This window comes from Thaumasiovibrio clandestinus (assembly GCF_047250365.1).
Taxonomy (GTDB): Bacteria; Pseudomonadota; Gammaproteobacteria; order Enterobacterales; family Vibrionaceae; genus Thaumasiovibrio.
In genome coordinates this window covers 1-20,179 of sequence record NZ_JBLBVL010000027.1, presented here as the reverse complement: position 1 = coordinate 20,179, position 20,179 = coordinate 1, and the positions used below count along the sequence as shown (strand labels likewise).

20 protein-coding genes are annotated in these 20,179 nt (G+C 46.5%); 15 read left to right on the top strand and 5 right to left on the bottom strand.

Annotated features, from left to right (window positions below; translation table 11 throughout):
• Window positions 1-79 precede the first annotated feature (79 nt).
• Complete coding sequence (locus tag ACKLNH_RS19865) at window positions 80-232, top strand: hypothetical protein (RefSeq protein WP_413114007.1); 153 nt, start codon at window positions 80-82, stop codon at window positions 230-232.
• A gap of 214 nt (window positions 233-446) precedes the next feature.
• Here the strand turns inward: ACKLNH_RS19865 and ACKLNH_RS19860 are convergent, their stop codons facing one another.
• Window positions 447-1,520: a site-specific integrase gene (locus tag ACKLNH_RS19860; RefSeq protein ID WP_413114006.1), complete on the bottom strand. Its 1,074-nt coding sequence runs from the start codon at window positions 1,518-1,520 to the stop codon at window positions 447-449.
• Between the two features lie 86 nt (window positions 1,521-1,606).
• Here ACKLNH_RS19860 and dusA point away from each other — a divergent pair, with 86 nt between their 5' ends.
• From dusA to ACKLNH_RS19825, 7 genes are all read left to right on the top strand, one after another.
• A complete protein-coding gene (gene dusA, locus ACKLNH_RS19855) occupies window positions 1,607-2,632 on the top strand; it encodes a tRNA dihydrouridine(20/20a) synthase DusA (RefSeq protein WP_413114005.1) in 1,026 nt (341 codons plus the stop codon).
• Between the two features lie 160 nt (window positions 2,633-2,792).
• Window positions 2,793-3,035 (top strand): envelope stress response protein PspG, encoded by a 243-nt coding sequence (gene pspG, locus ACKLNH_RS19850; protein ID WP_413114004.1) that lies wholly within the window; start codon window positions 2,793-2,795, stop codon window positions 3,033-3,035.
• A 94-nt stretch (window positions 3,036-3,129) separates the two neighbouring features.
• Complete coding sequence (locus tag ACKLNH_RS19845; RefSeq protein ID WP_413114003.1) at window positions 3,130-3,762, top strand: TIGR04219 family outer membrane beta-barrel protein; 633 nt, start codon at window positions 3,130-3,132, stop codon at window positions 3,760-3,762.
• 105 nt (window positions 3,763-3,867) lie between these two features.
• Window positions 3,868-4,101: a thymidylate kinase gene (locus ACKLNH_RS19840; RefSeq protein WP_413114002.1), complete on the top strand. Its 234-nt coding sequence runs from the start codon at window positions 3,868-3,870 to the stop codon at window positions 4,099-4,101.
• Window positions 4,102-4,230: 129 nt separating this feature from the next.
• Window positions 4,231-6,054: an assimilatory sulfite reductase (NADPH) flavoprotein subunit gene (locus tag ACKLNH_RS19835; RefSeq protein ID WP_413114001.1), complete on the top strand. Its 1,824-nt coding sequence runs from the start codon at window positions 4,231-4,233 to the stop codon at window positions 6,052-6,054.
• Window positions 6,054-7,769, top strand: coding sequence for an assimilatory sulfite reductase (NADPH) hemoprotein subunit (cysI, locus tag ACKLNH_RS19830; protein ID WP_413114000.1), 1,716 nt, complete (start codon window positions 6,054-6,056; stop codon window positions 7,767-7,769). Before ACKLNH_RS19835 ends, cysI begins: the two co-directional genes overlap by 1 nt.
• Window positions 7,762-8,523, top strand: a complete 762-nt coding sequence (locus tag ACKLNH_RS19825; protein ID WP_413113999.1) for a phosphoadenylyl-sulfate reductase — start codon at window positions 7,762-7,764, stop codon at window positions 8,521-8,523. Before cysI ends, ACKLNH_RS19825 begins: the two co-directional genes overlap by 8 nt.
• Before the next feature lie 84 nt (window positions 8,524-8,607).
• Here the strand turns inward: ACKLNH_RS19825 and ACKLNH_RS19820 are convergent, their stop codons facing one another.
• Together ACKLNH_RS19820 and bamJ are read right to left on the bottom strand one after the other, a co-directional pair.
• Window positions 8,608-9,159, bottom strand: a complete 552-nt coding sequence (locus ACKLNH_RS19820) for a DUF2780 domain-containing protein (RefSeq protein WP_413113998.1) — start codon at window positions 9,157-9,159, stop codon at window positions 8,608-8,610.
• A gap of 106 nt (window positions 9,160-9,265) precedes the next feature.
• Entirely contained in the window at window positions 9,266-9,886 is a 621-nt protein-coding gene (gene bamJ / locus ACKLNH_RS19815) for a BamJ family beta-barrel-assembly machinery protein (protein WP_413113997.1), read from the bottom strand.
• Window positions 9,887-10,108: 222 nt separating this feature from the next.
• Between bamJ and ACKLNH_RS19810 the strand changes: the two genes are divergently transcribed.
• Window positions 10,109-10,807, top strand: coding sequence for a LysM-like peptidoglycan-binding domain-containing protein (locus ACKLNH_RS19810; protein ID WP_413113996.1), 699 nt, complete (start codon window positions 10,109-10,111; stop codon window positions 10,805-10,807).
• A gap of 9 nt (window positions 10,808-10,816) precedes the next feature.
• Here the strand turns inward: ACKLNH_RS19810 and ACKLNH_RS19805 are convergent, their stop codons facing one another.
• The gene (locus tag ACKLNH_RS19805; protein WP_413113995.1) at window positions 10,817-11,278 is read right to left on the bottom strand and encodes a GNAT family N-acetyltransferase; all 462 of its coding nucleotides are present in this window, start codon (window positions 11,276-11,278) and stop codon (window positions 10,817-10,819) included.
• A gap of 123 nt (window positions 11,279-11,401) precedes the next feature.
• Complete coding sequence (locus ACKLNH_RS19800; RefSeq protein WP_413114008.1) at window positions 11,402-13,345, bottom strand: bifunctional 2',3'-cyclic-nucleotide 2'-phosphodiesterase/3'-nucleotidase; 1,944 nt, start codon at window positions 13,343-13,345, stop codon at window positions 11,402-11,404.
• Between the two features lie 342 nt (window positions 13,346-13,687).
• Here ACKLNH_RS19800 and cobA point away from each other — a divergent pair, with 342 nt between their 5' ends.
• The 6 genes from cobA to cysQ are packed head-to-tail and all read left to right on the top strand — an operon-like array spanning window position 13,688 to window position 20,071.
• A complete protein-coding gene (gene cobA / locus ACKLNH_RS19795) occupies window positions 13,688-14,596 on the top strand; it encodes a uroporphyrinogen-III C-methyltransferase (RefSeq protein ID WP_413113994.1) in 909 nt (302 codons plus the stop codon).
• A gap of 14 nt (window positions 14,597-14,610) precedes the next feature.
• A complete protein-coding gene (gene cysD / locus ACKLNH_RS19790; RefSeq protein ID WP_413113993.1) occupies window positions 14,611-15,519 on the top strand; it encodes a sulfate adenylyltransferase subunit CysD in 909 nt (302 codons plus the stop codon).
• A 10-nt stretch (window positions 15,520-15,529) separates the two neighbouring features.
• Window positions 15,530-16,939 carry a sulfate adenylyltransferase subunit CysN gene (gene cysN / locus ACKLNH_RS19785; RefSeq protein WP_413113992.1) on the top strand — a complete coding sequence of 470 codons (1,410 nt, stop codon included), beginning with the start codon at window positions 15,530-15,532 and terminating at the stop codon, window positions 16,937-16,939.
• A gap of 19 nt (window positions 16,940-16,958) precedes the next feature.
• Window positions 16,959-18,689 carry an SLC13 family permease gene (locus tag ACKLNH_RS19780; RefSeq protein WP_413113991.1) on the top strand — a complete coding sequence of 577 codons (1,731 nt, stop codon included), beginning with the start codon at window positions 16,959-16,961 and terminating at the stop codon, window positions 18,687-18,689.
• A 15-nt stretch (window positions 18,690-18,704) separates the two neighbouring features.
• Window positions 18,705-19,334, top strand: a complete 630-nt coding sequence (cysC, locus tag ACKLNH_RS19775) for an adenylyl-sulfate kinase (protein ID WP_413113990.1) — start codon at window positions 18,705-18,707, stop codon at window positions 19,332-19,334.
• Window positions 19,331-20,071: a 3'(2'),5'-bisphosphate nucleotidase CysQ gene (gene cysQ / locus ACKLNH_RS19770; RefSeq protein WP_413113989.1), complete on the top strand. Its 741-nt coding sequence runs from the start codon at window positions 19,331-19,333 to the stop codon at window positions 20,069-20,071. Before cysC ends, cysQ begins: the two co-directional genes overlap by 4 nt.
• Window positions 20,072-20,179 lie beyond the last annotated feature (108 nt).

The following is a 20,179-nucleotide window of genomic DNA, read 5'->3' as shown; positions in this document are numbered from 1 at the left end:
CGGAGCGATCCCCGCGTTCGTCGCCTTGGGTGTGGGTATTTGGGACACGCTGCGAAATGAACGAAAGTAGGGGGCTTGCATGGAACAAGCCGCCACAACAAGTTTACTCGCATTGGGTTTTTCCGCACCGGATGTGCTGCTTTTTTTAATGATATGCGGTAACACATGGGGGTTGTACAAAACAGCCTTGTACTGCTTCAAAATAGATAAACAACTGACAATAAAGGATTAACTATGGCTAACAAACGCAAGCGTACCGCCAAGGGCGTAAACAGCAAAACCGGACGACTCAAAAAGGGCTATCGCTATGCCAAAGGTGGCCGTGTGGTTAAGTCGAAGGCTAAACGATGACAGTGAAGAAGTTCGCATGGCAAGTCGCCGCAGGTGTGGCGGTATTTGCTATCGTGTCATTGATTAAAAAAACGTTCGTTACAGATTAGGGCGCATTATGTGCCCTCTTGTTTTCTGTGCAACTTATGCGGGAACAGCTGTGTGTATACCTGCCAAAGTACATTTAAACTTCGATGTCCCGTCACCTGAGCAACTTCTTCAATAGAGTAACCCTTTTCGAATAAACGGCTTGCCCCTTCTCGTCTCAAGTCGTGATAGCGTAAATCTTCAATACCTAACCCGTTTCGTACTCGCTGAAATCCTGCTGTGACTGATTTTGAGTTATAGGGGAATATGCGGTCACCTTTCTTGTTTTGCTTCATCACAATGTCAAATGACTCCCCAAGCAAAGGGACGATCATATGGTTGCCTTCTTTCTTGCGTGGGTCTTTGCGGTTCCTGACAGTGATCGTCTTATGCTCTTTGTTTAGGTCTTCCCATCGTAGGTTGCACACCTCACCGATGCGCATGCAAGTCAGAATAGAAAAGTCCAGAATATCGATATAAGGGATTCGAGTTACGCCATTTGTTCGGTACCCCTCGCGTAATTTCAGTCCCCCTCGCAGCTTTTCGAGTTCGTTTCCGGTTGGTCGGCGGGTTCTTTTCTGGCTTTTCCCTACTAATTTCATGTCGATAAGCACAGGAACCGCTTCTTCGAATACTTGGTAGTTTGCATCGATGTTGAAAATGGGTTTTGCCCTTTTCATTACGCTACGTAGGTAAGCGACGTCGTGGTATATGGTTGCTGGCCCTGTACCTGAATTACGTCTGTTCTGACAGTGAGTGATTAGATCTTTGGTAGTGAGTGCATTTGTTTCTATATTTGAAATGTCGCAATCGCGTAATAGTTTGATGACATATTGCTTGGTTCTGCCTGTGTTATCCCATAAATCAGATTCAGCAATGAAATTATCTAGCAACTCACCGATAGTGGTAACTTCCGAAAAGTTAACACCTTTTTCTTCGATGTCGTGGACTTTTCTCTTTCCCCACGTAGTTGCATGCGCTTGCTTCTTAAACGTCTTGCTTTCTCGGTGTATAATCCTGCCCTTAGACTTTACGAATACTGTAGCTTTAAATCGAGACTCGCCACTTTTCAGAGTGCGCTTTTCTATAGAAAAAGATGCCATTTGTCCTACTCCTTGAGGGGTACTCATAGGGGTACTGTAGTTCGATTTTGTAGGCTATTCAAAGAAATCATAGGTAATTGCGACGCATGATAAATACTTCACAAGACTCAGTAAATACTGAGGAATCCCCGAAATACCCAATGCAGCGATTCAGCGTCGCACCCATGCTCGATTGGACTGATCGCCATTGTCGCTATTTCCACCGCCTGATGAGTAAAGAGGCGTTGTTATATACCGAAATGGTTACAACCGGCGCAATTATCCATGGCAAAGGTGATTTCCTTGCTTATAACGAGGAAGAGCATCCACTGGCACTGCAATTGGGGGGCTCTAATCCCGCCGATCTTGCCCATTGTGCTAAGTTAGCCGCTGAACGTGGCTATGATGAAGTTAACCTTAATGTGGGTTGCCCGTCAGATCGCGTGCAAAATGGTCGCTTTGGTGCGTGCCTAATGGGAGAGGCAGAGCTAGTAGCACAGTGCGTGTCAGCAATGCGCGAGGTGGTTGATATTCCGGTAACGGTTAAAACCCGTATCGGTATCGATGATCAAGACTCTTATCAGTTCTTAACCGACTTTGTTGGTCATGTGCATGAAAAAGGCGGCGTTGATATGTTTACCATCCACGCCCGTAAAGCATGGTTAAGTGGATTAAGTCCGAAAGAGAACCGTGAAATCCCACCATTGGATTATCCGCGTGTTTACCAGTTGAAAAAAGACTTCCCACATTTAACGTTGGCGCTGAATGGCGGAGTAAAATCGCTGGATGAGGCGTTGGAGCATTTGAAGCACTTGGACGGCGTGATGATTGGCCGTGAAGCCTATCAAAGCCCGTATTTGATGGCTGAAGTCGACCAACGCTTGTTTGGAGATCAGCGTGAAGTGATGAAGCGTCGCGCCATTGTCGAAGCGATGTACCCATACATTGAAGAGCAGTTATCGAAAGGAAGCTATTTAGGCCATATTACTCGTCATATGTTGGGTCTGTTTCAAAGTATGCCTGGAGCACGCCAGTGGCGTCGTTATATCAGCGAAAATGCGCATAAGCCAGGCTCGGGTGTCGAAGTGTTGCAGGCCGCACTTGCTAAGATTCCGGCTGAACTGGATGTTTAATTTTACCATCCGTTGATAAATTTGACGAAGGCTCACGTTTTTCACTCGTGAGCCTTTTTTTATATCCTTTAAAATTCAGTCATTTAAATATTGGCACGAACATTGTTTACTCATACCTTATGAGTTGCCGTAGACGGCAAAAATGAGCGTGGAGAGTGAAATGGTTGAGTTACTGTTTGTATTGGTATTTGCTGCTGTGCTGGTGTTGGCTGGTGTCGGCATGATGAGCGTGATGCTGGCACTAATGGCTGGCTTTGTTGTTATGATGCTATTTGGCATGCTGGGCATTCTATTTAAGCTATTGCCTTGGTTGCTGGTAGTTGGCATTGTGGTATGGCTGGTTCGTCCCGATCCAAAGGATGATGTATCATCTCGTCGCTACCAGCACCGTGATTGGGAGTAGCGAGTGTCATTTTTATGTGGATAGACTATCGTGGTGTTAGTCATGTTGATGTCCTTTTGGTATAGTCGCGCTCAACTTGGTTGGGAGAGAAACAATGAAGAACATCACGTTGCCGCTATTGCTGTTAGCGATGGCATTACCAGTACATGCCGACACGTTAGGAATTAAGCTGGGTGCTGATGTCTGGCATTTGAACAGTAAGGTCGAGAACAACTCGTCGAGTGATGACACGACGGGGTCTTACTATGTTGCGGTTGAGCATTTTTTCCCCTTGGTGCCAAATTTACGCCTTCGTCAGACCAATGTTGATACGCGAGACCTTGAATTTAAGCAGACCGATATTACTGGTTACTATCAGATGCTAGACAACGGGGTGATGACGTTTGACTTGGGATTGACCATGAGTCACTTTGGCCAGGGGCAGCTTAGCAATACGCCTCAGACGGCACAAGGTTTTGATAAATGGCATCCGAGCCTTTACGGCAATGTAGAAATTGGTGTACCGGCCTCAGACTTTATCATTTTTACTGACCTGCAATTTAGCAATATCAACAACACCAGTGTTGTTGATGGCCAAGCGGGGTTGATGTATGCCTTTGCTACGATGGGAAGCGAAGTGAGAATTCGCGGCGGGTACCGCATGATGGACTACGACTTTGAGTGGGTTGAAGGCAACGGCGAGAGTGAATCACATGGCTGGTTTGCTGGGGTTGAGTTCAGCTTCTAAACGTCGAGATAAAGCCTGAAAGCCACATTGATTGTGGCTTTTTTATTGCCTAAATGTCATCTCTGAACCACATTTATATCAGGTCAATAAACTACAGGGCTTGATATGACGTTAACGGAATTACAAAAGCTCTACATTACGCATGATTTGGTTGAAGCCGTGATAGAGCCGTCGTTGCGACAGGATGGCTGGATCGTTGAATTTCGCCATCGTCGTGGTGGCTTTGTGTTGCTCACGGATGCTGCTGGAGTTGAGGAATGCTACAGTGATATTGATCAAGCCACGGAATATGCCCTTGCGGTCGGCTTTCAACAAGTACGTATTGCCGATGACTTTTAACCTCCCCATTAGTTAGCATAAAACCGTAGAAACCAAACAAACGGTTATAAAACATGCTTATCTATTCTTTCTTGTTATTTGGTGAAATGGCTACTCTATCATCACACAGTGAATAGGGATCGTCGTGTCATGTTACCAAAGGAACTATCGGCTTTAGCTAGCCCAGTTAATGACCAACAATTAGGTCAGTTACAACAAACCATCGCCGAACTTACGCCACAGCAATTAGCTTGGGTTAGTGGGTATTTTTGGGGATTAAGTCAAACACCATCTGTCGGTAAGTCGCCTGGGCAGCCAAATTTTTCGCCTATTGCTGCCGTTGCATCTGCACCCGCAGGGAAATTAACGATTATTTATGCCTCGCAAACCGGAAATGCTAAAGGAGTGGCAGAGCAGCTAAAAAGTGAAGCTGTCGCCGCAGGTATTGACGTTGCGTTATTCTCCGCCGATGACTACAAAGGTAAGCAGCTCGCAAAAGAACAGTATGTCGTGATTGTGGCATCGACCAATGGTGAAGGAGAAGCGCCAGATAATGCGATTGAACTGCATGAGTTTTTGCAGTCGAAAAAAGCGCCTAAGCTTACGCATTTGAAGTATGCCGTAATTGGCCTAGGCGATTCTAGTTATGAGTTCTTTTGCCAGACAGGAAAAGATTTCGACAGTTACTTATCTAAGTTAGGTGCGACAGCTTTCCAGCCCCGCCTTGATTGTGATGTCGATTACGACCAAGTAGCGGCGGAGTGGAGAACAACCGCTGTTAGCTATTTAAGTGAAGCCTTAGTCTCATCGCAGGCAGAGGTTGTTTCTTTGCCGCTAGGGCAGAGTGTTGCAGCGCCGTCTCTGTTTAATAAACAGAACCCATTTGAGGCGGAATTTCTGATTAGTCAGAAAATAACCGGTCGCCAATCACAGAAAGATGTGCGCCATATTGAGATTGATCTAGACGGCTCAGGGTTAACATATCAGCCTGGTGATGCGCTAGGGGTGTGGTATCAAAATGACCCTGCGTTGGTAGAGGCAATATTAGTGAAAGTCGGGCTCACCGGTAATGAAGATGTGATGATTGATGGGGTGAGTTATACATTACGACAAGCCTTGATTAAGAAGTTTGAAATCACGTCAGCGAATCCTCAACTGGTGATGCAATATGCGCAATTGTCGGACAGTAAGAAGCTGCAGAAATTAACGAGTGAGCCTGACAAGCTGCGCGCCTACGCGAACAATACGCAGGTATTGGATGTGTTAGGGGAGAAAAAAACCACCCTGACAGCAGATCAGCTGATTGGTTTATTGCGTAAGTTAACGCCGCGGCTCTATTCGATCGCATCGAGTCAAGCCGAAGTTGACAACGAAGTGCACCTGACTGTCGGCGTGGTGGAATTTAGCCGAGGTGAGCAAGCTCGCTTTGGGGGCGCATCCTCTTTCTTATCTCATCGGCTAGAGGAAGGGCAAAAAGTCAATGTCTTTGTTGAGCACAACCAAAATTTCAAGTTGCCACAAGATGATAACGCTCCAGTGATCATGATTGGCCCAGGCACTGGTATCGCCCCATTCCGCAGCTTTCTTCAAGAGCGCGATAACCGTGGAGCCACGGGAAAAAACTGGTTATTTTTCGGTGATCGCACCTTTACCGAAGATTTCCTCTATCAAGTCGAATGGCAGAAATACTTAAAGTCAGGAGTGTTGAATCAACTCGATGTGGCATTTAGCCGCGACCAAGCGGAAAAGGTCTATGTACAGCATCGCATTCTAGAGCAGGCGAAACAGGTGTGGCGTTGGATTGAGGATGGCGCTTATCTTTATGTCTGTGGTGATGCGAGCCAGATGGCAAAAGATGTACATGATGCGTTATTGACTGTGGTTGAGCAACATGGCGGCAAAAGCCGAGAGCAGGCAGAAGCGTATTTAAGTGAATTAAGAAAAGCCAAGCGCTATCAAAAGGATGTGTACTAATGAGTAAACAAATAGTATTAGGTGAGGTGCTTGGGCCACTGTCTGACAATGAGCGCCTTAAAGCCCAGAGCCGCCACTTACGCGGGACGATCGAGCACGATCTTCAAGATCGTATCACTGGCGGGTTTAATGGCGATAATTTTCAGTTGATCCGCTTTCACGGCATGTATCAACAAGATGACCGCGATATTCGAGCTGAGCGAGCTAAACAGAAACTAGAGCCATTACACAATGTCATGTTACGTGCCCGCATGCCGGGGGGGGTTATCACTCCCAAGCAGTGGCTAGCTATCGATAAGTTTGCCGAAGAACATTCGCTGTATGGCAGTATCCGTTTGACGACGCGACAGACGTTCCAGTTTCATGGGGTATTGAAGCCGAACATTAAGCTCATGCATCAAACCCTAAATCGTATTGGTATCGACTCAATCGCCACCGCTGGAGATGTAAACCGTAATGTACTGTGTACGTCCAACCCGGTGGAGTCTGAGCTGCATCAAGAAGCGTATGAGTGGGCTGCGAAAATATCTGAACACCTACTGCCGCAAACCCGCGCTTATGCGGAGATTTGGTTGGATGGTGAAAAAGTTGAAGGGACAGATAAAGAACCGATTCTCGGTGACAATTATCTGCCGCGTAAATTTAAAACGACCGTGGTTATTCCACCACAGAACGATGTGGATGTTCACGCCAACGACTTGAACTTTGTCGCGATTGCCGATAATGGCAAGCTGGTGGGCTTTAATGTTCTTGTTGGTGGCGGTCTTGCGATGACTCATGGCGACACGAGTACATACCCGCGTAAAGCGGATGATTTCGGCTATATTCCGCTCCAGAAAACACTTGATGTTGCCGCTGCGGTGGTGAGTACGCAACGCGATTGGGGGAACCGCAGTAACCGTAAAAATGCCAAAACGAAATATACCTTGGATCGGGTGGGCATTGATGTCTTTAAAGCGGAAGTTGAAAAGCGAGCTGGCATTCAGTTTGAGGCTAGCCGGCCTTATGCCTTTACCTCGCGTGGTGATCGTATTGGCTGGGTGGAAGGGATTGATGGCAAACATCATCTTGCCCTGTTTATTGAAAATGGCCGCTTGCTTGATTATCCCGGTAAACCACTGAAGACGGGCATGGCAGAGATCGCGAAGGTTCATCAGGGTGATTTCCGTATGACGGCAAATCAAAACATTATTGTCGCTGGTGTCGCAACGGCACAAAAAGCCACGATAGAGAAAATTGCTCGAGAGCATGGCTTATTGAATGACGATACCTCCGAGCAGCGTAAGAACTCCATGGCGTGTGTGGCCTTTCCAACCTGCCCATTAGCGATGGCCGAAGCGGAACGCTTTTTACCGCAGTTTGTCACGGATATAGAAGCACTGTTAGAGAAGCACCAATTACCTCAAGACGATAATATTATCTTGCGGGTGACAGGATGTCCGAATGGCTGTGGTCGTGCCATGTTGGCGGAAGTTGGATTGGTGGGCAAGGCGCCGGGGCGCTATAACTTGCATCTTGGTGGAAACCGCGCTGGGACTCGAGTACCGAAAATGTACAAAGAGAACATTACCGATCAACAGATCCTCGATGAGTTAGATGGTTTAATCGGCCGTTGGGCTGTGGAACGAAGTGAAGATGAAGCCTTTGGTGACTTTGTGATTCGTGTTGGGGTTGTCGCGGAAGTGAAAGTATCGAAGAGGGATTTTTATGCCTAAATATCAGTTGGCTGATTTACTAGCTTTACCGAAGGTAGAGCAAATTCTTACTCTTGCTGAAGTGAACGGTGAACTTGAAGCATTGTCAGCGACGCAACGTGTCGAGTGGGCGCTTGAAAACTTACAAGGCGAGTTTGCGCTCGCCTCGAGCTTTGGTATTCAAGCGGCATTAATGCTGCATTTAGTCACCTCAGTGAAAGCCGATATCCCAGTTATTCTCACCGATACGGGCTACCTTTTTCCTGAAACTTACCAGTTTATCGATCAGTTAACGAAACAGTTAAATTTGAATTTGCATGTATATCAGGCGCACGAAAGCGCTGCATGGCAAGAAGCTCGTTACGGTAAATTATGGCAACAGGGCGTAGATGGCATTAAGCACTACAATCGCATTAACAAGGTGGAGCCGATGCGGCGCGCCCTTGATGAGTTGAATGTGGGGACGTGGTTTTCTGGCCTACGTCGAGAGCAGGCTGACTCGCGGGCAAATCTGCCTATTTTGGCCATTAAAAACGGTCAGTTTAAGTTCTTACCTATTATAGATTGGACTCAGCAAGCAGTAGATCACTATCTAGATCTGCACCAGTTACCGATACATCCGTTATACGAGCAAGGTTATCGCTCAGTGGGCGATGTGCATACCACGGAAAAGTGGCGCCCTGGAATGACAGAGCAGGAGACGCGCTTCTTTGGTCTGCAGCGTGAATGTGGCCTGCATGAAGATGATGTGAAAGGGGATGGCGAAGGAATTTAATTAAGCGCAAACTTTAATTAAAAAGGGAAGCCGTGGCTTCCCTTTTTACTTTTTAGTTAGCTAGCTGGGTTATTGTGATTTAGGTTATTGCGACGGCGTCCATAGTGAGCTTAATGAATCAAGTAGGCCGTTGCTGGCACCTTGGTCTCCAAGGAACTGCAATATGATGGGGGTGAATTGACTGATTAGTGCTGGATCAATACCTAGGGCGTTAAAGGTATTGATGACACCACTGAGTTCATCTGCACCAGACAACATGCTGGTTAGGTTACCTGGCAGTGCGCCAGTTAACTGGTCCATGCCAGGGATCAAACTGGTTAATTCGCTGCTCTCGTCACTGCCAAGGCTGCTACTGGCTAGCGCTAACAATGCGCCAGCACCGCCTGCTGCCTGGGTTGAGTTAATGTCGAGTTGATCGGTAAGCAAACGAGTCAGAGGGTTATCAAGAGCTTCGCTACTGACTAGCAAGGCGCTGCCCTGTGAGAGTAGGTCGGTGGTCGTATCGGTAACAGGTTTGACTTCGGATGTGGTCTCTTCTTCGTCACTGCTGCCGAAGAGATCACTCAAGCTAAAAGCCTGAGTTGTATTGAGGGTAAATAGCCCAAGCGCAAGGGCAAATATAGAAAGACGGGTCATCTTCACTCCTTATTAATCTGATAGACCGTATAGTGAAGATAGTCGACAATGCCTTAACGCGATCAAAAAACGGCACCGTAGTGCCGTTTTCTTATTGGAGTGGGGCTTATAGGATATCTAAAAGCTCAACTTCAAAAACAAGTGCCGCAAATGGAGGGATTGCAGCACCAGCGCCACGCTCACCATAAGCAAGGTCTTGTGGGATGTATAGTTTCCACTTCGAACCAACAGGCATTAGCTGTAGAGCTTCAACCCAACCAGCGATAACGCCAGTAACAGGGAACTCAGCTGGTTGACCACGCTCTACAGAGCTGTCGAATACTGTGCCGTCAGTTAGCATGCCGTGATAGTGAACACGTACTTGCTTGTCGCTAGTTGGAACTTCTCCGTTACCTTCAGTGATAACTTCATACTGTAGGCCAGATTCTAGAACAGTAACTTCATCACGCAGAGCGTTGTCTGCTAGGAACGCTTCACCATCAGCAGCAGCAACTTTTGCAGCTTCTTTGCGAACTTCTTCAGCACGAGCATGAATGTCACGTAGTGCGTTGTTGATTTCATCCACTTCGATTTCTGGCATTTCCCCAGTTAGTGAGGTAGCGATTCCTTTAGCGATAGCTGCAACGTTTAGCCCTTCTAGGCCACTTTGAGCTAGCTGTTGACCCATTTGTAGACCAATGCCGTAGCTTGCTTTTGTTTCAACAGTGTCCAGTTTTACGTCGAACATAATTCACTCTTTTTTAATTGGATGGAAGAGAAAGAGGGCAGCATAGCAGCAATCGGGGGATCGGGTAAACTTTTGTTATTTTCTGTCGTCTAATTAGTTTGCTCTTGTAGTGATGTATTTTGCGTTTTTTATTGCAACAGCTTCATTTTTCACAGAGAAATAACCATTACCCTGTAAGGGACGGTATACTGAAAGACATCTGGAGTGAAGGGGATTTTGGCGATGGCTCAGGCGAAGCGGCGCAAGCCGACGAATCAAGTGCAATTTGACGGACAGGCGTTAAAGGCGAAGGCTTTCAATGTTTGTATGGAAGGGCGACAGTATATTAAGCGATGTAATGTACATTTCCAGCATGCCTGGGATGTCGTAGCAGAGCGTATTCCGTTGTTGCATCGTCGGGTGTTGGTCATTTTGATCCCTGTTGTATTGATTTTGTGGCTACTTCCTAGCAAAGAGCAAGATGTCTCACCGTCAACGACAGAGCGACGCCAAGTTAGCATCGCACTGCCGGAAGTGGAATCGAAAGCGTCTACTCTGCCGCCTGTGGTAGTAGAACAAACGATTCGTCCGCTCCAGGTAGAGGTTGCGACACCATCTTCGCCCGTGGTTCGTCAAACTGAAACTCAACCAGCTCCCCAACAGGCGGAGGTATCGACAGAGTGGCGCAAGCATCAGATTCAGCAAGGTGAAACGTTAGCTAAAATATTCCGCCAACGTGCACTGCCTTTATCTGATCTGTATGCCATCGCGGCTATCGAAGGGGAAGACAAGCCGATAAGCCGTGTACGGGCGGGGCAGATTTTACGGTTTAAGCAGACAGACAGCGGTAATGTTGATGTGTTACAGATAGAGCGGGGTAGCCAAGAGCCAGTTATGTACGTTCGCCTAGCTGATGGTACGTTCTTTCGAAGCGATCGTTAATTTGTGATGTCATTCCTGCTTCTTCAGTGTTAATTGCATATCTATGTGAGGGATTCCATCTTCAAGGTATGGCTCTGAGCTGGCTTTGAACCCTAATGCGGCATAAAAATCAACGAGTGCATGTTGCGCCCCAATTTTTATGTCATTCGTATTGAGCTGCTGTTGAGCGATCTCTATGCCTTTTTGCACGAGTAGAAACCCCAGTTGCTGGCCACGAGCATGTGGCGCAACAATAACTCTGCCAATACTGGCGTTATCGTAGGTGACTCCCGCATCAAGAACGCGAAGATAAGCACTTAGTTTCCCGTCTTGATAGCCCAGTAAGTGGAAGACATTTTCATTCATGTCGTGCCCATCTAGCTCGTGATAAGGGCATTGCTGCTCAACAACAAATACATCGACTCGTAACTGCATCAGCTGGTAAAGCTCGGCCGTTGTTAGCTGCGAGAAGGTGCGTGTTTTCCATTCCATCGAAGACTCCTTACGTTTATGGCGGCTATTCTATCGACTCGCCGACAATAAAACAGTGCTTTCAAGAAAATAGCCACCGGCTGGTGGCTATAGATAGGCTAAGTTAAAGATAAATAGCTGGGTTTAATTTTTATCAGAGAGGTTTATCTGATAGATGGCAAAGCCAATGTCGTCTTTTTCGATGAAGTGCATTGGGTATTGCTGATGTTCGGCGATAAATGCTTTGGCTTTATCACTCGGCGATGTTTCAAAGCGAATATCAAGTTTAGTCTCGGTAATGATCGACGCAAATTGCCAGTTATTATCGGCGGTCGGGGTCACTTGCTCGTGCTCTTGGCTTACTTTTGAAATGTAATTGGCTAACACGGTGCGGTTTTCATCTGGGGATTCAAAGGCAATGTAATCATCCCCAGTCCCTGGGAATGTTGCACTAAATGCACGGTAATTGTTGGTCGCAATTAAGAAGGTTTGTGATAAATCAATCGGCTTACCTTGGTAGGTAAGGGCGTTAATACGTTGGGACTCTTCGTTGATAAGTTGGCATTCAGCGTTATAACGCGCAGGCTGAGTGACATCAATCGTGTAATTTACGCCATCGATAACATCGAAGTTGTAAGTGCGAAAATCCTCCCAATTGATCAATGCTTGAGGAGCGCTGGAGTGAGGGTCGATTTGATTGAACTGCCCTGCTGCGCACTCTAGCCACTCTTTGACTTCCGTGCCGGTCACTTTTAATACCACCAGTGTATTTGGATAAAGGTAAAGGTCGGCGGCATTACGAAATGTTAATTGCCCCGCTTCGACTTCAGTAAAATTATTGGGGTCATTCTTTCTTCCCCCAGCTTTAAATGGTGCCGCCGCGCTAAGCACGGGAATATTTCCTAGATCGGGATCGCCTTGGATATAGTGCTCAACGTAGTCCATTTGCGCTAAGTTGACGATTTGAATGGTAGGGTCATCTTGGACAAGAGCAAGAAAGCTGTACATGACATCGCTAGCGTTGCCGATCGGCTGGTTGACGAACTGCTGGGTCGCTTGGTGATCGTCCATAACCGCTGCCACCAGTTCCGGTTTTGCATTGACGACAGCTTTGCCGGCATCAAAGATGGGATGAGCGATTGACTGGCTACTGACAACTGCCCAGTTACCCTCACTGTTATCCAGTGTGAGATCAATGCTGCCCACGTGGCTCCCCCATCGCCCAGGCATTACTGCGGCTACGCCATTAATGGTGCCCTTACTAACATCGATACCGGGAATATCGGCAAAATCCTCATGAGGAAAAACGGCATGTGCATGGCCAAAGGTAATGGCATCGATTCCTTTCACTTCTGACAGGTAATAGACAGAGTTTTCCGCCATTACCTGATAAGGGTCGGTTGAGATGCCAGAGTGAGGAATCGCGACGATGATATCCGCTCCTGCGGCTTTCATTTCGGGGACGAGCTGCTTGGCGCTTTCTAATATGTCATCAGCAATAACCTGACCAGTCAGGTTATTTTTATCCCAGACCATGATTTGAGGTGGTACAAAGCCGATATAACCTACTGTGATGTCATGCGCTTGTTGGTCTTCATCATACATGGAGTAGGTTTTTAGAAGATAGGGGGAAAAGTAGAACTCACCGTTGTCAGCTCGGCGTACATTGGCACTGATATAAGGAAAATTGGCCCCCTCAATGGCCTGATCAAGAAACGAGAGTCCAAAGTTGAATTCATGGTTACCAATATTGCCCACATCATAATTCATTTTGTTCATGACTTTATAGACCGGGTGGATTTCGTTGTCTGTCAGCCCTTTTGCTGCCATGTAATCCCCCATAGGGCTGCCTTGAATCAGGTCACCATTATCTACCAAAACACTGTTTATTGCGTCGGCACGCAACTCATCGATCAGGCTGGCTGCTCTTACTAATCCAATCTGTTCGGATGGTGTGGAACGGTAGTAGTCATAATCCATCACATTGGTATGGATGTCGGTGGTTTCTATGACTCTAAGTTGGAGGGTGGCTGACTGGGCAAGAAAAGGGATACCGAGGCTCATAGCCAGTATTGAGCGATAAGTCATCATCATGTGTCTCTTCATGGTTTTGTGGAGGATTCGCTATTCAGGTTAGCAGCAAATTGTGCGACAGAAAGGGAAGGGCATTGCCCTTTGTCGCTACATTTGTACAGATGATGTTAGAACAAACCGTTATGACTCATGCGTTATTGTTTCTATTAGATCAGCGATGTTTTTCGCTTGATTTTTAAATTCATTAAAAATCAATGCTTTGGGTGGATAGGGTTTATTGGAGAGAATAAGATCGGCGCGACTAAAACTAAAAGGCATAAAAAATGAAATTTTAGAATTTCAGGTCATATTACCTGCACTCTATAGTGTCTCCATTCTCAGTGAAGAGGCACAGATATGGAATTTCAGCCACTCCTTTCAACCGTTCAACGTTTTGTTGGCAAACCGACGATATCCGATGTGAGTGCAAAAGAGGAGATCCGTCAATTTGTTCAGCAACTTATCAAGTCGATTCCATTTCGCTCTCAGGCAAAGGGAAGTGTCGCTCTGATTGGCGCGGGTCCTGGAGACCCTGGACTACTAACAATTCGCGCAGTGCAGCTTATGCAAGAAGCCCAGATTGTACTGTATGACTATTTGGTTTCAGACCAAATTCTAGCGCTGTTTCCATTGCGGGCCACCATGATTTGTGTTGGCAAGCGTGCGGGGTATCACAGCGTGCCCCAAGAGGAAACAAATCGCTTGCTCGTTAAGTATGCCCAGCAAGGGAAACGCGTCGTGCGTATTAAAGGTGGAGACTCTTTCATTTTCGGACGAGGAGGTGAGGAGTTGGAAGTGTTATCTGACAAGGGCATTGAATTTCAAGTCGTACCGGGTATTACTGCGGCGGCGGGGGCAACCGCCTATGCTGGCATTCCACTGACACACCGAGATCACGCGCAGAGTGCGATGTTTATAACGGGTCATCTGAAAGCAGAACGTGATGATTTAGAGTGGGCCACCTTGGCAAGAGGTAACCAGACGCTGGTTATTTATATGGGGCTGATAAAGTCGAGTTATATCCAGTCACAACTCATAGCGTATGGACGAAATCCCGATACCCCTGTGGCCATTATTGAAAATGGAACATTGGCTCAACAAAAAGTACTTATTGGCGAGCTTGCAGAGTTAGCATCGCTAGCAGAAAACGCCCAGTCCCCGGCGTTGATCGTGGTTGGTGAGGTAGTACGACTGGCAGATAAGCTGGCGTGGTTTGGACAAAGCCAAACCACCCATGAATCAACAGCGACGATGGCCGGAGAATAACAATGGAGAGTGTGATGGACGCAAAACGATTAACCCACCTCAAGCAACTAGAAGCGGAAAGTATCCACATAATCCGTGAAGTGGCGGCGGAGTTTGATAACCCGGTAATGATGTACTCAATTGGCAAAGATTCATCAGTGATGTTGCATTTGGCCAGAAAAGCTTTTTATCCAGGGAAAATACCCTTTCCGTTGCTGCACGTTGATACGGATTGGAAATTTAAAGAGATGATTGAGTTTCGTGACCGTACGGCAAAAAAATATGGGTTTGAATTGCTAGTACACAAGAACCCTGAAGGGTTGGCGATGGGAGTTGGTCCATTTACACATGGCTCTTCCAAGCACACGGATATTATGAAAACACAGGGCTTAAAGCAGGCGCTGAATAAATATGGCTTCGATGCCGCCTTTGGTGGGGCCCGTCGAGATGAGGAGAAATCTCGTGCCAAGGAGCGAGTCTATTCGTTCCGTGACAAGCACCATACGTGGGACCCTAAAAATCAGCGACCGGAGCTGTGGCATACCTATAACGGGCAAATCAATAAAGGCGAGAGCATTCGGGTTTTCCCGCTTTCTAACTGGACGGAGCTAGATATTTGGCAATACATCTATCTAGAAGGTATTGAGATTGTGCCCTTGTACCTATCCAAACCGCGCCCAGTCGTTGAGCGTGATGGCATGTTGATTATGGTTGATGATGATCGCATGGAGCTGCGTCAAGGCGAGGAGATTCAACAGAAATGCGTTCGCTTCCGTACGTTAGGCTGCTACCCATTAACGGGGGCGATTGAGTCTAAAGCGGATACGTTACCAAGCATTATCGAAGAGATGCTGGTGGCAACATCGAGTGAGCGTCAAGGAAGGGCGATTGATCATGATCAATCAGGCTCAATGGAGCTTAAAAAACGTCAGGGCTATTTCTAAGGAGAGCTGCATGAATAGTGTTATAGAACAACAAGTCGCCGAATTAGGAATTGAGGCTTACTTGGATCAACATCAAAACAAATCGTTATTGCGTTTTTTGACGTGCGGCTCTGTGGATGATGGCAAAAGTACTTTAATCGGCCGTTTACTGCATGACTCTCAGCAAATTTATGAAGATCAACTGGCGGCAATTCGTGCCGATAGTCAAAAGGTCGGCACAACAGGTGAAAAGCCAGATCTGGCTCTACTGGTGGATGGTTTGCAGGCAGAGCGAGAGCAGGGGATAACCATTGATGTAGCTTATCGGTATTTCTCGACTAAGGCGCGTAAGTTCATTATTGCCGACACGCCGGGGCATGAGCAGTATACGCGTAACATGGCGACGGGGGCGTCGACCTGTGACGTGGCGGTGATACTGATAGATGCCCGTAAAGGGATATTGGACCAAACTCGTCGCCACTCCTATATCGCCAGCTTATTGGGCATTAAGCACTTTGTGGTAGCAGTAAATAAAATGGATTTGGTTGAATTTGAGCAGCAACGTTTTGAATCCATACGGGATGACTATCTTGCGTTTGCTGAGAAATTAAACCAAGACATTGATATTAAGTTGGTGCCAATCTCTGCATTGGAGGGAGACAATGTTGTTGATGTTAGTCCTCAAACCCCGTGGTATCAGGGTGATACTTTGCTGCAAATTCTTGAGTCGGTGCAATTAGGCGAGCAGAAAGCGCATGCATTTCGTTTGCCAGTACAGTATGTGAGTCGCCCCAATCTCGATTTTCGTGGTTTTGCCGGGACCCTTGCTGGAGGAAGTGTGGAAGTTGGGGATGTGGTGAAAGCATTACCATCAGGAAAAGTATCAACGGTATCGCGTATTGTTACTTTTGATGGCGATCTACCGATTGCCCATGCGGGACAGGCTGTCACGCTGACATTGAATGATGAGATTGATATTAGCCGAGGGGATCTAATTGTCCCTGCCAATGATGATATTTTGCAAAGTGAAACACTGTTAGCTGATGTTGTATGGATGGCGGAACAGCCGTTGGTAGCAGGACGCCAATACGATATTAAAGTCGCGGGAAAGAAAACGGTTGGCAGCGTGACATCGATACAGCATCAAGTGAATATTAATACCCTTGAAACTTACGATACGAATGAGTTGCCGTTGAACGGTATTGGGTTGTGTGAATGGGAGCTGACTGAGTCAATCGCGTTTGATTGCTATCAGAATGTTCAGGACACTGGAGGTTTTATTGTTATCGACCGCCTGAACAATGTCACTGTGGGAGCAGGTATGATTAGGGGCGTAGGCGCCTCCAAAGGCGTGTCGAAAGAGGGTAAATTGCAGGCTTTCGAGCAAGAGTTAAAAGCGTTGATTCACAAGCACTTCCCTAGTTGGGATCCCAGTATTTAGGGGGTAAGGAGACACCAGGATGTTAAGTTGGGAGCAAGGATTGATCCTTGCACTATTGATAGTCATTGTGACTTGCTTGCTTGCAACACGTATTAAGCCTGCATTTTTGTTTGCTGGTGGGGCGGTAGCAGCGTTTCAATTTGGCTTTATTGAGCTAAGTGAGATCGCTGGTAATTTTACTAACCCATCCCTATTAACCTTGGTGTTGCTCATATTGGCATCTGTTGCACTTGAGAAAACGCGGCTTATTTCTTGGGTGGGCCATCAAATAAGCCGAGGTGGGCAATCGAGTGTCGTGGCGAAGTTAGGGCTTTCAACGGCATTCCTGTCCTCATTTACAAATAACACTGCCGTTGTGCTGTCTTTAATTGGCGCTATCAAACGCAATCAACGTCATGCACCATCCCGTCTATTGTTGCCGCTATCCTACGCGGCCATTCTTGGCGGAACGCTAACCTTGATAGGAACGTCGACCAACTTAATCATTAACAGTTTTGTTGAGGACGCAGGGCTGCCGAGTCTTGGCTTTTTTGCGCCGAGTGTTGTTGGGCTAGCGGTCTTATTTGGCGGCTTGGTGATTCTAATTCCATTAAGTCACTTGCTACCGATAAATGATGAGCATCAGCATGATGAGCTACCTTACTTTTTAGAAGCCAAAGTCACCTCAGACTCCCAGTTAATAGGCAAAACTGTTGTAGAGAATGGCTTGCGAGCGCTGCGGCGTCTATTTTTAGCAGAGATTATCCGAGGAGAAGAGAAGATAGCCCCAGTTTGTCCGGAGACAAGATTAAATAAAGGGGATGTACTGCTGTTTTGTGGTGATGTAGAGAGCGTAACCACGTTACAGGAGATTAAAGGGCTACAGCTATTTGGCCACCATCACATCAACGGACAAAACTTACTTGAGCTGATTGTTAGCCAGTCGGCGTCAATTCGAGGCAAAACACTAAAGAGCGTCCATTTTCGTGAAAAATTTGATGCAGTAGTTGTTGCGATTCGTCGAGGACACGAGCGACTAGAAGGTGGCTTAGGCAATATCGAACTAAGTGCTGGTGATACATTGGTAGTCGTTCCTGGGAAATCATTTCAAGCAACTCAATACCAGTTCAGTCGTGAGTTTGTCCTTGTTAATGGGCTTGACTCGAGTGCGCGGTTGGATATCGCTAAAAGTTCAGCGGTTTTGTTAGGCTTTGCTGCAGTGATCATTCTTTCTTTGCTAGGTCTCATTCCGATAATAAAAGGGTTAACAGGCTTTCTATTGTTGATGCTGGCAAGCCGTATTATCAATTTAAACGAATTGAGAAGACGTTTCCCAACCGACATTATTATGATTGTCGGTTCAGCGTTGACTATTGCTCAGTTAATGATGAGCTCTGGACTATCGACGCATGTTGGGGATCTATTTGTGACATCGCTAAACGGTTGGGGGGTGTACGGAGCACTTATTGCGACCTATTTTCTTACCATGATATTTACGGAATTGATCACCAATAACGCAGCAGCAGCGTTATCGTTCCCTTTCGGGTACAGCTTGGCGCTGGCTTACGGTGTTGATCCAATGCCTTTTATTATGGTGGTGCTATTTGGTGCAAGTGCCAGCTTTATTTCTCCATATGGGTATCAAACCAATCTGCTAGTGTACAGCGTTGGAAATTATCAGATAAGGGACTACGTCAGGGTGGGATTACCAATTTCCATTGTTTACTCAGCACTGGTGTTGGTGCTGGTACCTGTCCTGTTTCCATTTTAATGAAAGGAGTATGTGATGAGTTCGCAATTAGGCACTAACTCAATAGATACAAATATCGTGTGGCATAAGCATACCATCGATAGAGAACGGCGTAGCAGGCAAAAAAATCAGCGACCAGTTGTATTGTGGTTTACTGGTCTTTCTGGCGCAGGGAAATCAACGATTGCTGGTGCGCTAGAGGCGCTATTGGTTGAGCGTGGGCAGCATACCTACCTATTAGATGGTGACAACATTCGCCATGGACTTTGCCGTGACTTGGGCTTTTCTTCGTCAGAACGACAAGAGAATATTCGTCGCATTGGAGAAGTCGCCAGATTGATGGCAGATGCAGGGCTAATTGTATTGTCGGCTTTTATCTCTCCCCATCGAGTTGAGCGTCAGCTAGTACGTGATTTGATGCCGGAAGGAGAGTTTATTGAAGTCTTTGTTGATACACCATTGGCGGAGTGTGAGAGGCGCGACCCGAAAGGGCTTTACAAAAAGGCACGTTCAGGTGCAATCAAGCACTTCACAGGCATTGATTCTGAATATGAGGCACCAACGGAGCCTGAGATTCACTTGTGTGCTGATTCGGCTAGTATTGAAGAATTAGCGCAACAATGCTTAGACCAGTTGGTTAAGTTGAAAGTGGTAGGCGTAGAGTGAAGGATTTATTAGAACACATTGTAGAAATTGCGGAGCGGGCAGGGAAGGTTGTGCTTAGCTATTACAATGAAAATGTTGAGATCGAATATAAACAGGATGCGAGTCCGTTAACGGCGGCTGATATTGCGGCAAATCGTTACATTGTCGACAAGCTCATTGATTTGAAGCCAGAAATTCCAATACTGTCAGAAGAGTCTAAGCATGCGCCATGGTGTGAGCGTAAGCATTGGACGCAATTTTGGTTAGTTGATCCTATTGATGGGACGAAAGAATTTTTGCAGCATAACGATGAATTTACAGTCAACATAGCCTTGATCGAAATGGGAAAGCCAAAACTATCCGTTATTGTTGCACCTGCCCTAGAGAAAACGTGGTATGCGAATGGTCAACAAGCATGGTTAAAAGAGAGAGAAGGAGTAAAGCTTCTCAATACTCGTTCAAACAAACCACCAGTGGTTGTTGGGAGTCGCTCACATAAGAGTAAAGGTATGAGTGATTTTTTAGCGAAGATAGGCAAGCATACTTTTGTCTCTGCTGGTTCATCACTTAAATTCTGTATGGTGGCGGAAGGAGCGGCACAATATTACCCTCGTTTAGCGCCTACTATGATGTGGGATACTGCAGCAGGGCAATGTATTGCAGAAAGCGCTGGTGCGAAGGTGCAAGATCTTAACGGTATGCCGCTTAGCTATCACAGGGAAACATTGACCAACTCCTATTTTATCGTATCAAGTTAGCAACTCAGGCATACAAATGTACTATTTTTAGGCTCTTTGCTCTCTTTTTGTTCGAAAGGCCTAAAAAAAACATTTTTGTTCAAATAACTCTTGCCATAGAGCTAATGT

Coding starts and splice junctions, on each gene's coding strand:
- ACKLNH_RS19865 (WP_413114007.1), top strand. CDS start 80: ATGGAACAAGCCGCCACAACAAGTTTACTCGCATTGGGTTTTTCCGCA.
- ACKLNH_RS19860 (WP_413114006.1), bottom strand. CDS start 1,520: ATGGCATCTTTTTCTATAGAAAAGCGCACTCTGAAAAGTGGCGAGTCT.
- dusA (WP_413114005.1), top strand. CDS start 1,607: ATGATAAATACTTCACAAGACTCAGTAAATACTGAGGAATCCCCGAAA.
- pspG (WP_413114004.1), top strand. CDS start 2,793: ATGGTTGAGTTACTGTTTGTATTGGTATTTGCTGCTGTGCTGGTGTTG.
- ACKLNH_RS19845 (WP_413114003.1), top strand. CDS start 3,130: ATGAAGAACATCACGTTGCCGCTATTGCTGTTAGCGATGGCATTACCA.
- ACKLNH_RS19840 (WP_413114002.1), top strand. CDS start 3,868: ATGACGTTAACGGAATTACAAAAGCTCTACATTACGCATGATTTGGTT.
- ACKLNH_RS19835 (WP_413114001.1), top strand. CDS start 4,231: ATGTTACCAAAGGAACTATCGGCTTTAGCTAGCCCAGTTAATGACCAA.
- cysI (WP_413114000.1), top strand. CDS start 6,054: ATGAGTAAACAAATAGTATTAGGTGAGGTGCTTGGGCCACTGTCTGAC.
- ACKLNH_RS19825 (WP_413113999.1), top strand. CDS start 7,762: ATGCCTAAATATCAGTTGGCTGATTTACTAGCTTTACCGAAGGTAGAG.
- ACKLNH_RS19820 (WP_413113998.1), bottom strand. CDS start 9,159: ATGACCCGTCTTTCTATATTTGCCCTTGCGCTTGGGCTATTTACCCTC.
- bamJ (WP_413113997.1), bottom strand. CDS start 9,886: ATGTTCGACGTAAAACTGGACACTGTTGAAACAAAAGCAAGCTACGGC.
- ACKLNH_RS19810 (WP_413113996.1), top strand. CDS start 10,109: ATGGCTCAGGCGAAGCGGCGCAAGCCGACGAATCAAGTGCAATTTGAC.
- ACKLNH_RS19805 (WP_413113995.1), bottom strand. CDS start 11,278: ATGGAATGGAAAACACGCACCTTCTCGCAGCTAACAACGGCCGAGCTT.
- ACKLNH_RS19800 (WP_413114008.1), bottom strand. CDS start 13,345: ATGACTTATCGCTCAATACTGGCTATGAGCCTCGGTATCCCTTTTCTT.
- cobA (WP_413113994.1), top strand. CDS start 13,688: ATGGAATTTCAGCCACTCCTTTCAACCGTTCAACGTTTTGTTGGCAAA.
- cysD (WP_413113993.1), top strand. CDS start 14,611: ATGGACGCAAAACGATTAACCCACCTCAAGCAACTAGAAGCGGAAAGT.
- cysN (WP_413113992.1), top strand. CDS start 15,530: ATGAATAGTGTTATAGAACAACAAGTCGCCGAATTAGGAATTGAGGCT.
- ACKLNH_RS19780 (WP_413113991.1), top strand. CDS start 16,959: ATGTTAAGTTGGGAGCAAGGATTGATCCTTGCACTATTGATAGTCATT.
- cysC (WP_413113990.1), top strand. CDS start 18,705: ATGAGTTCGCAATTAGGCACTAACTCAATAGATACAAATATCGTGTGG.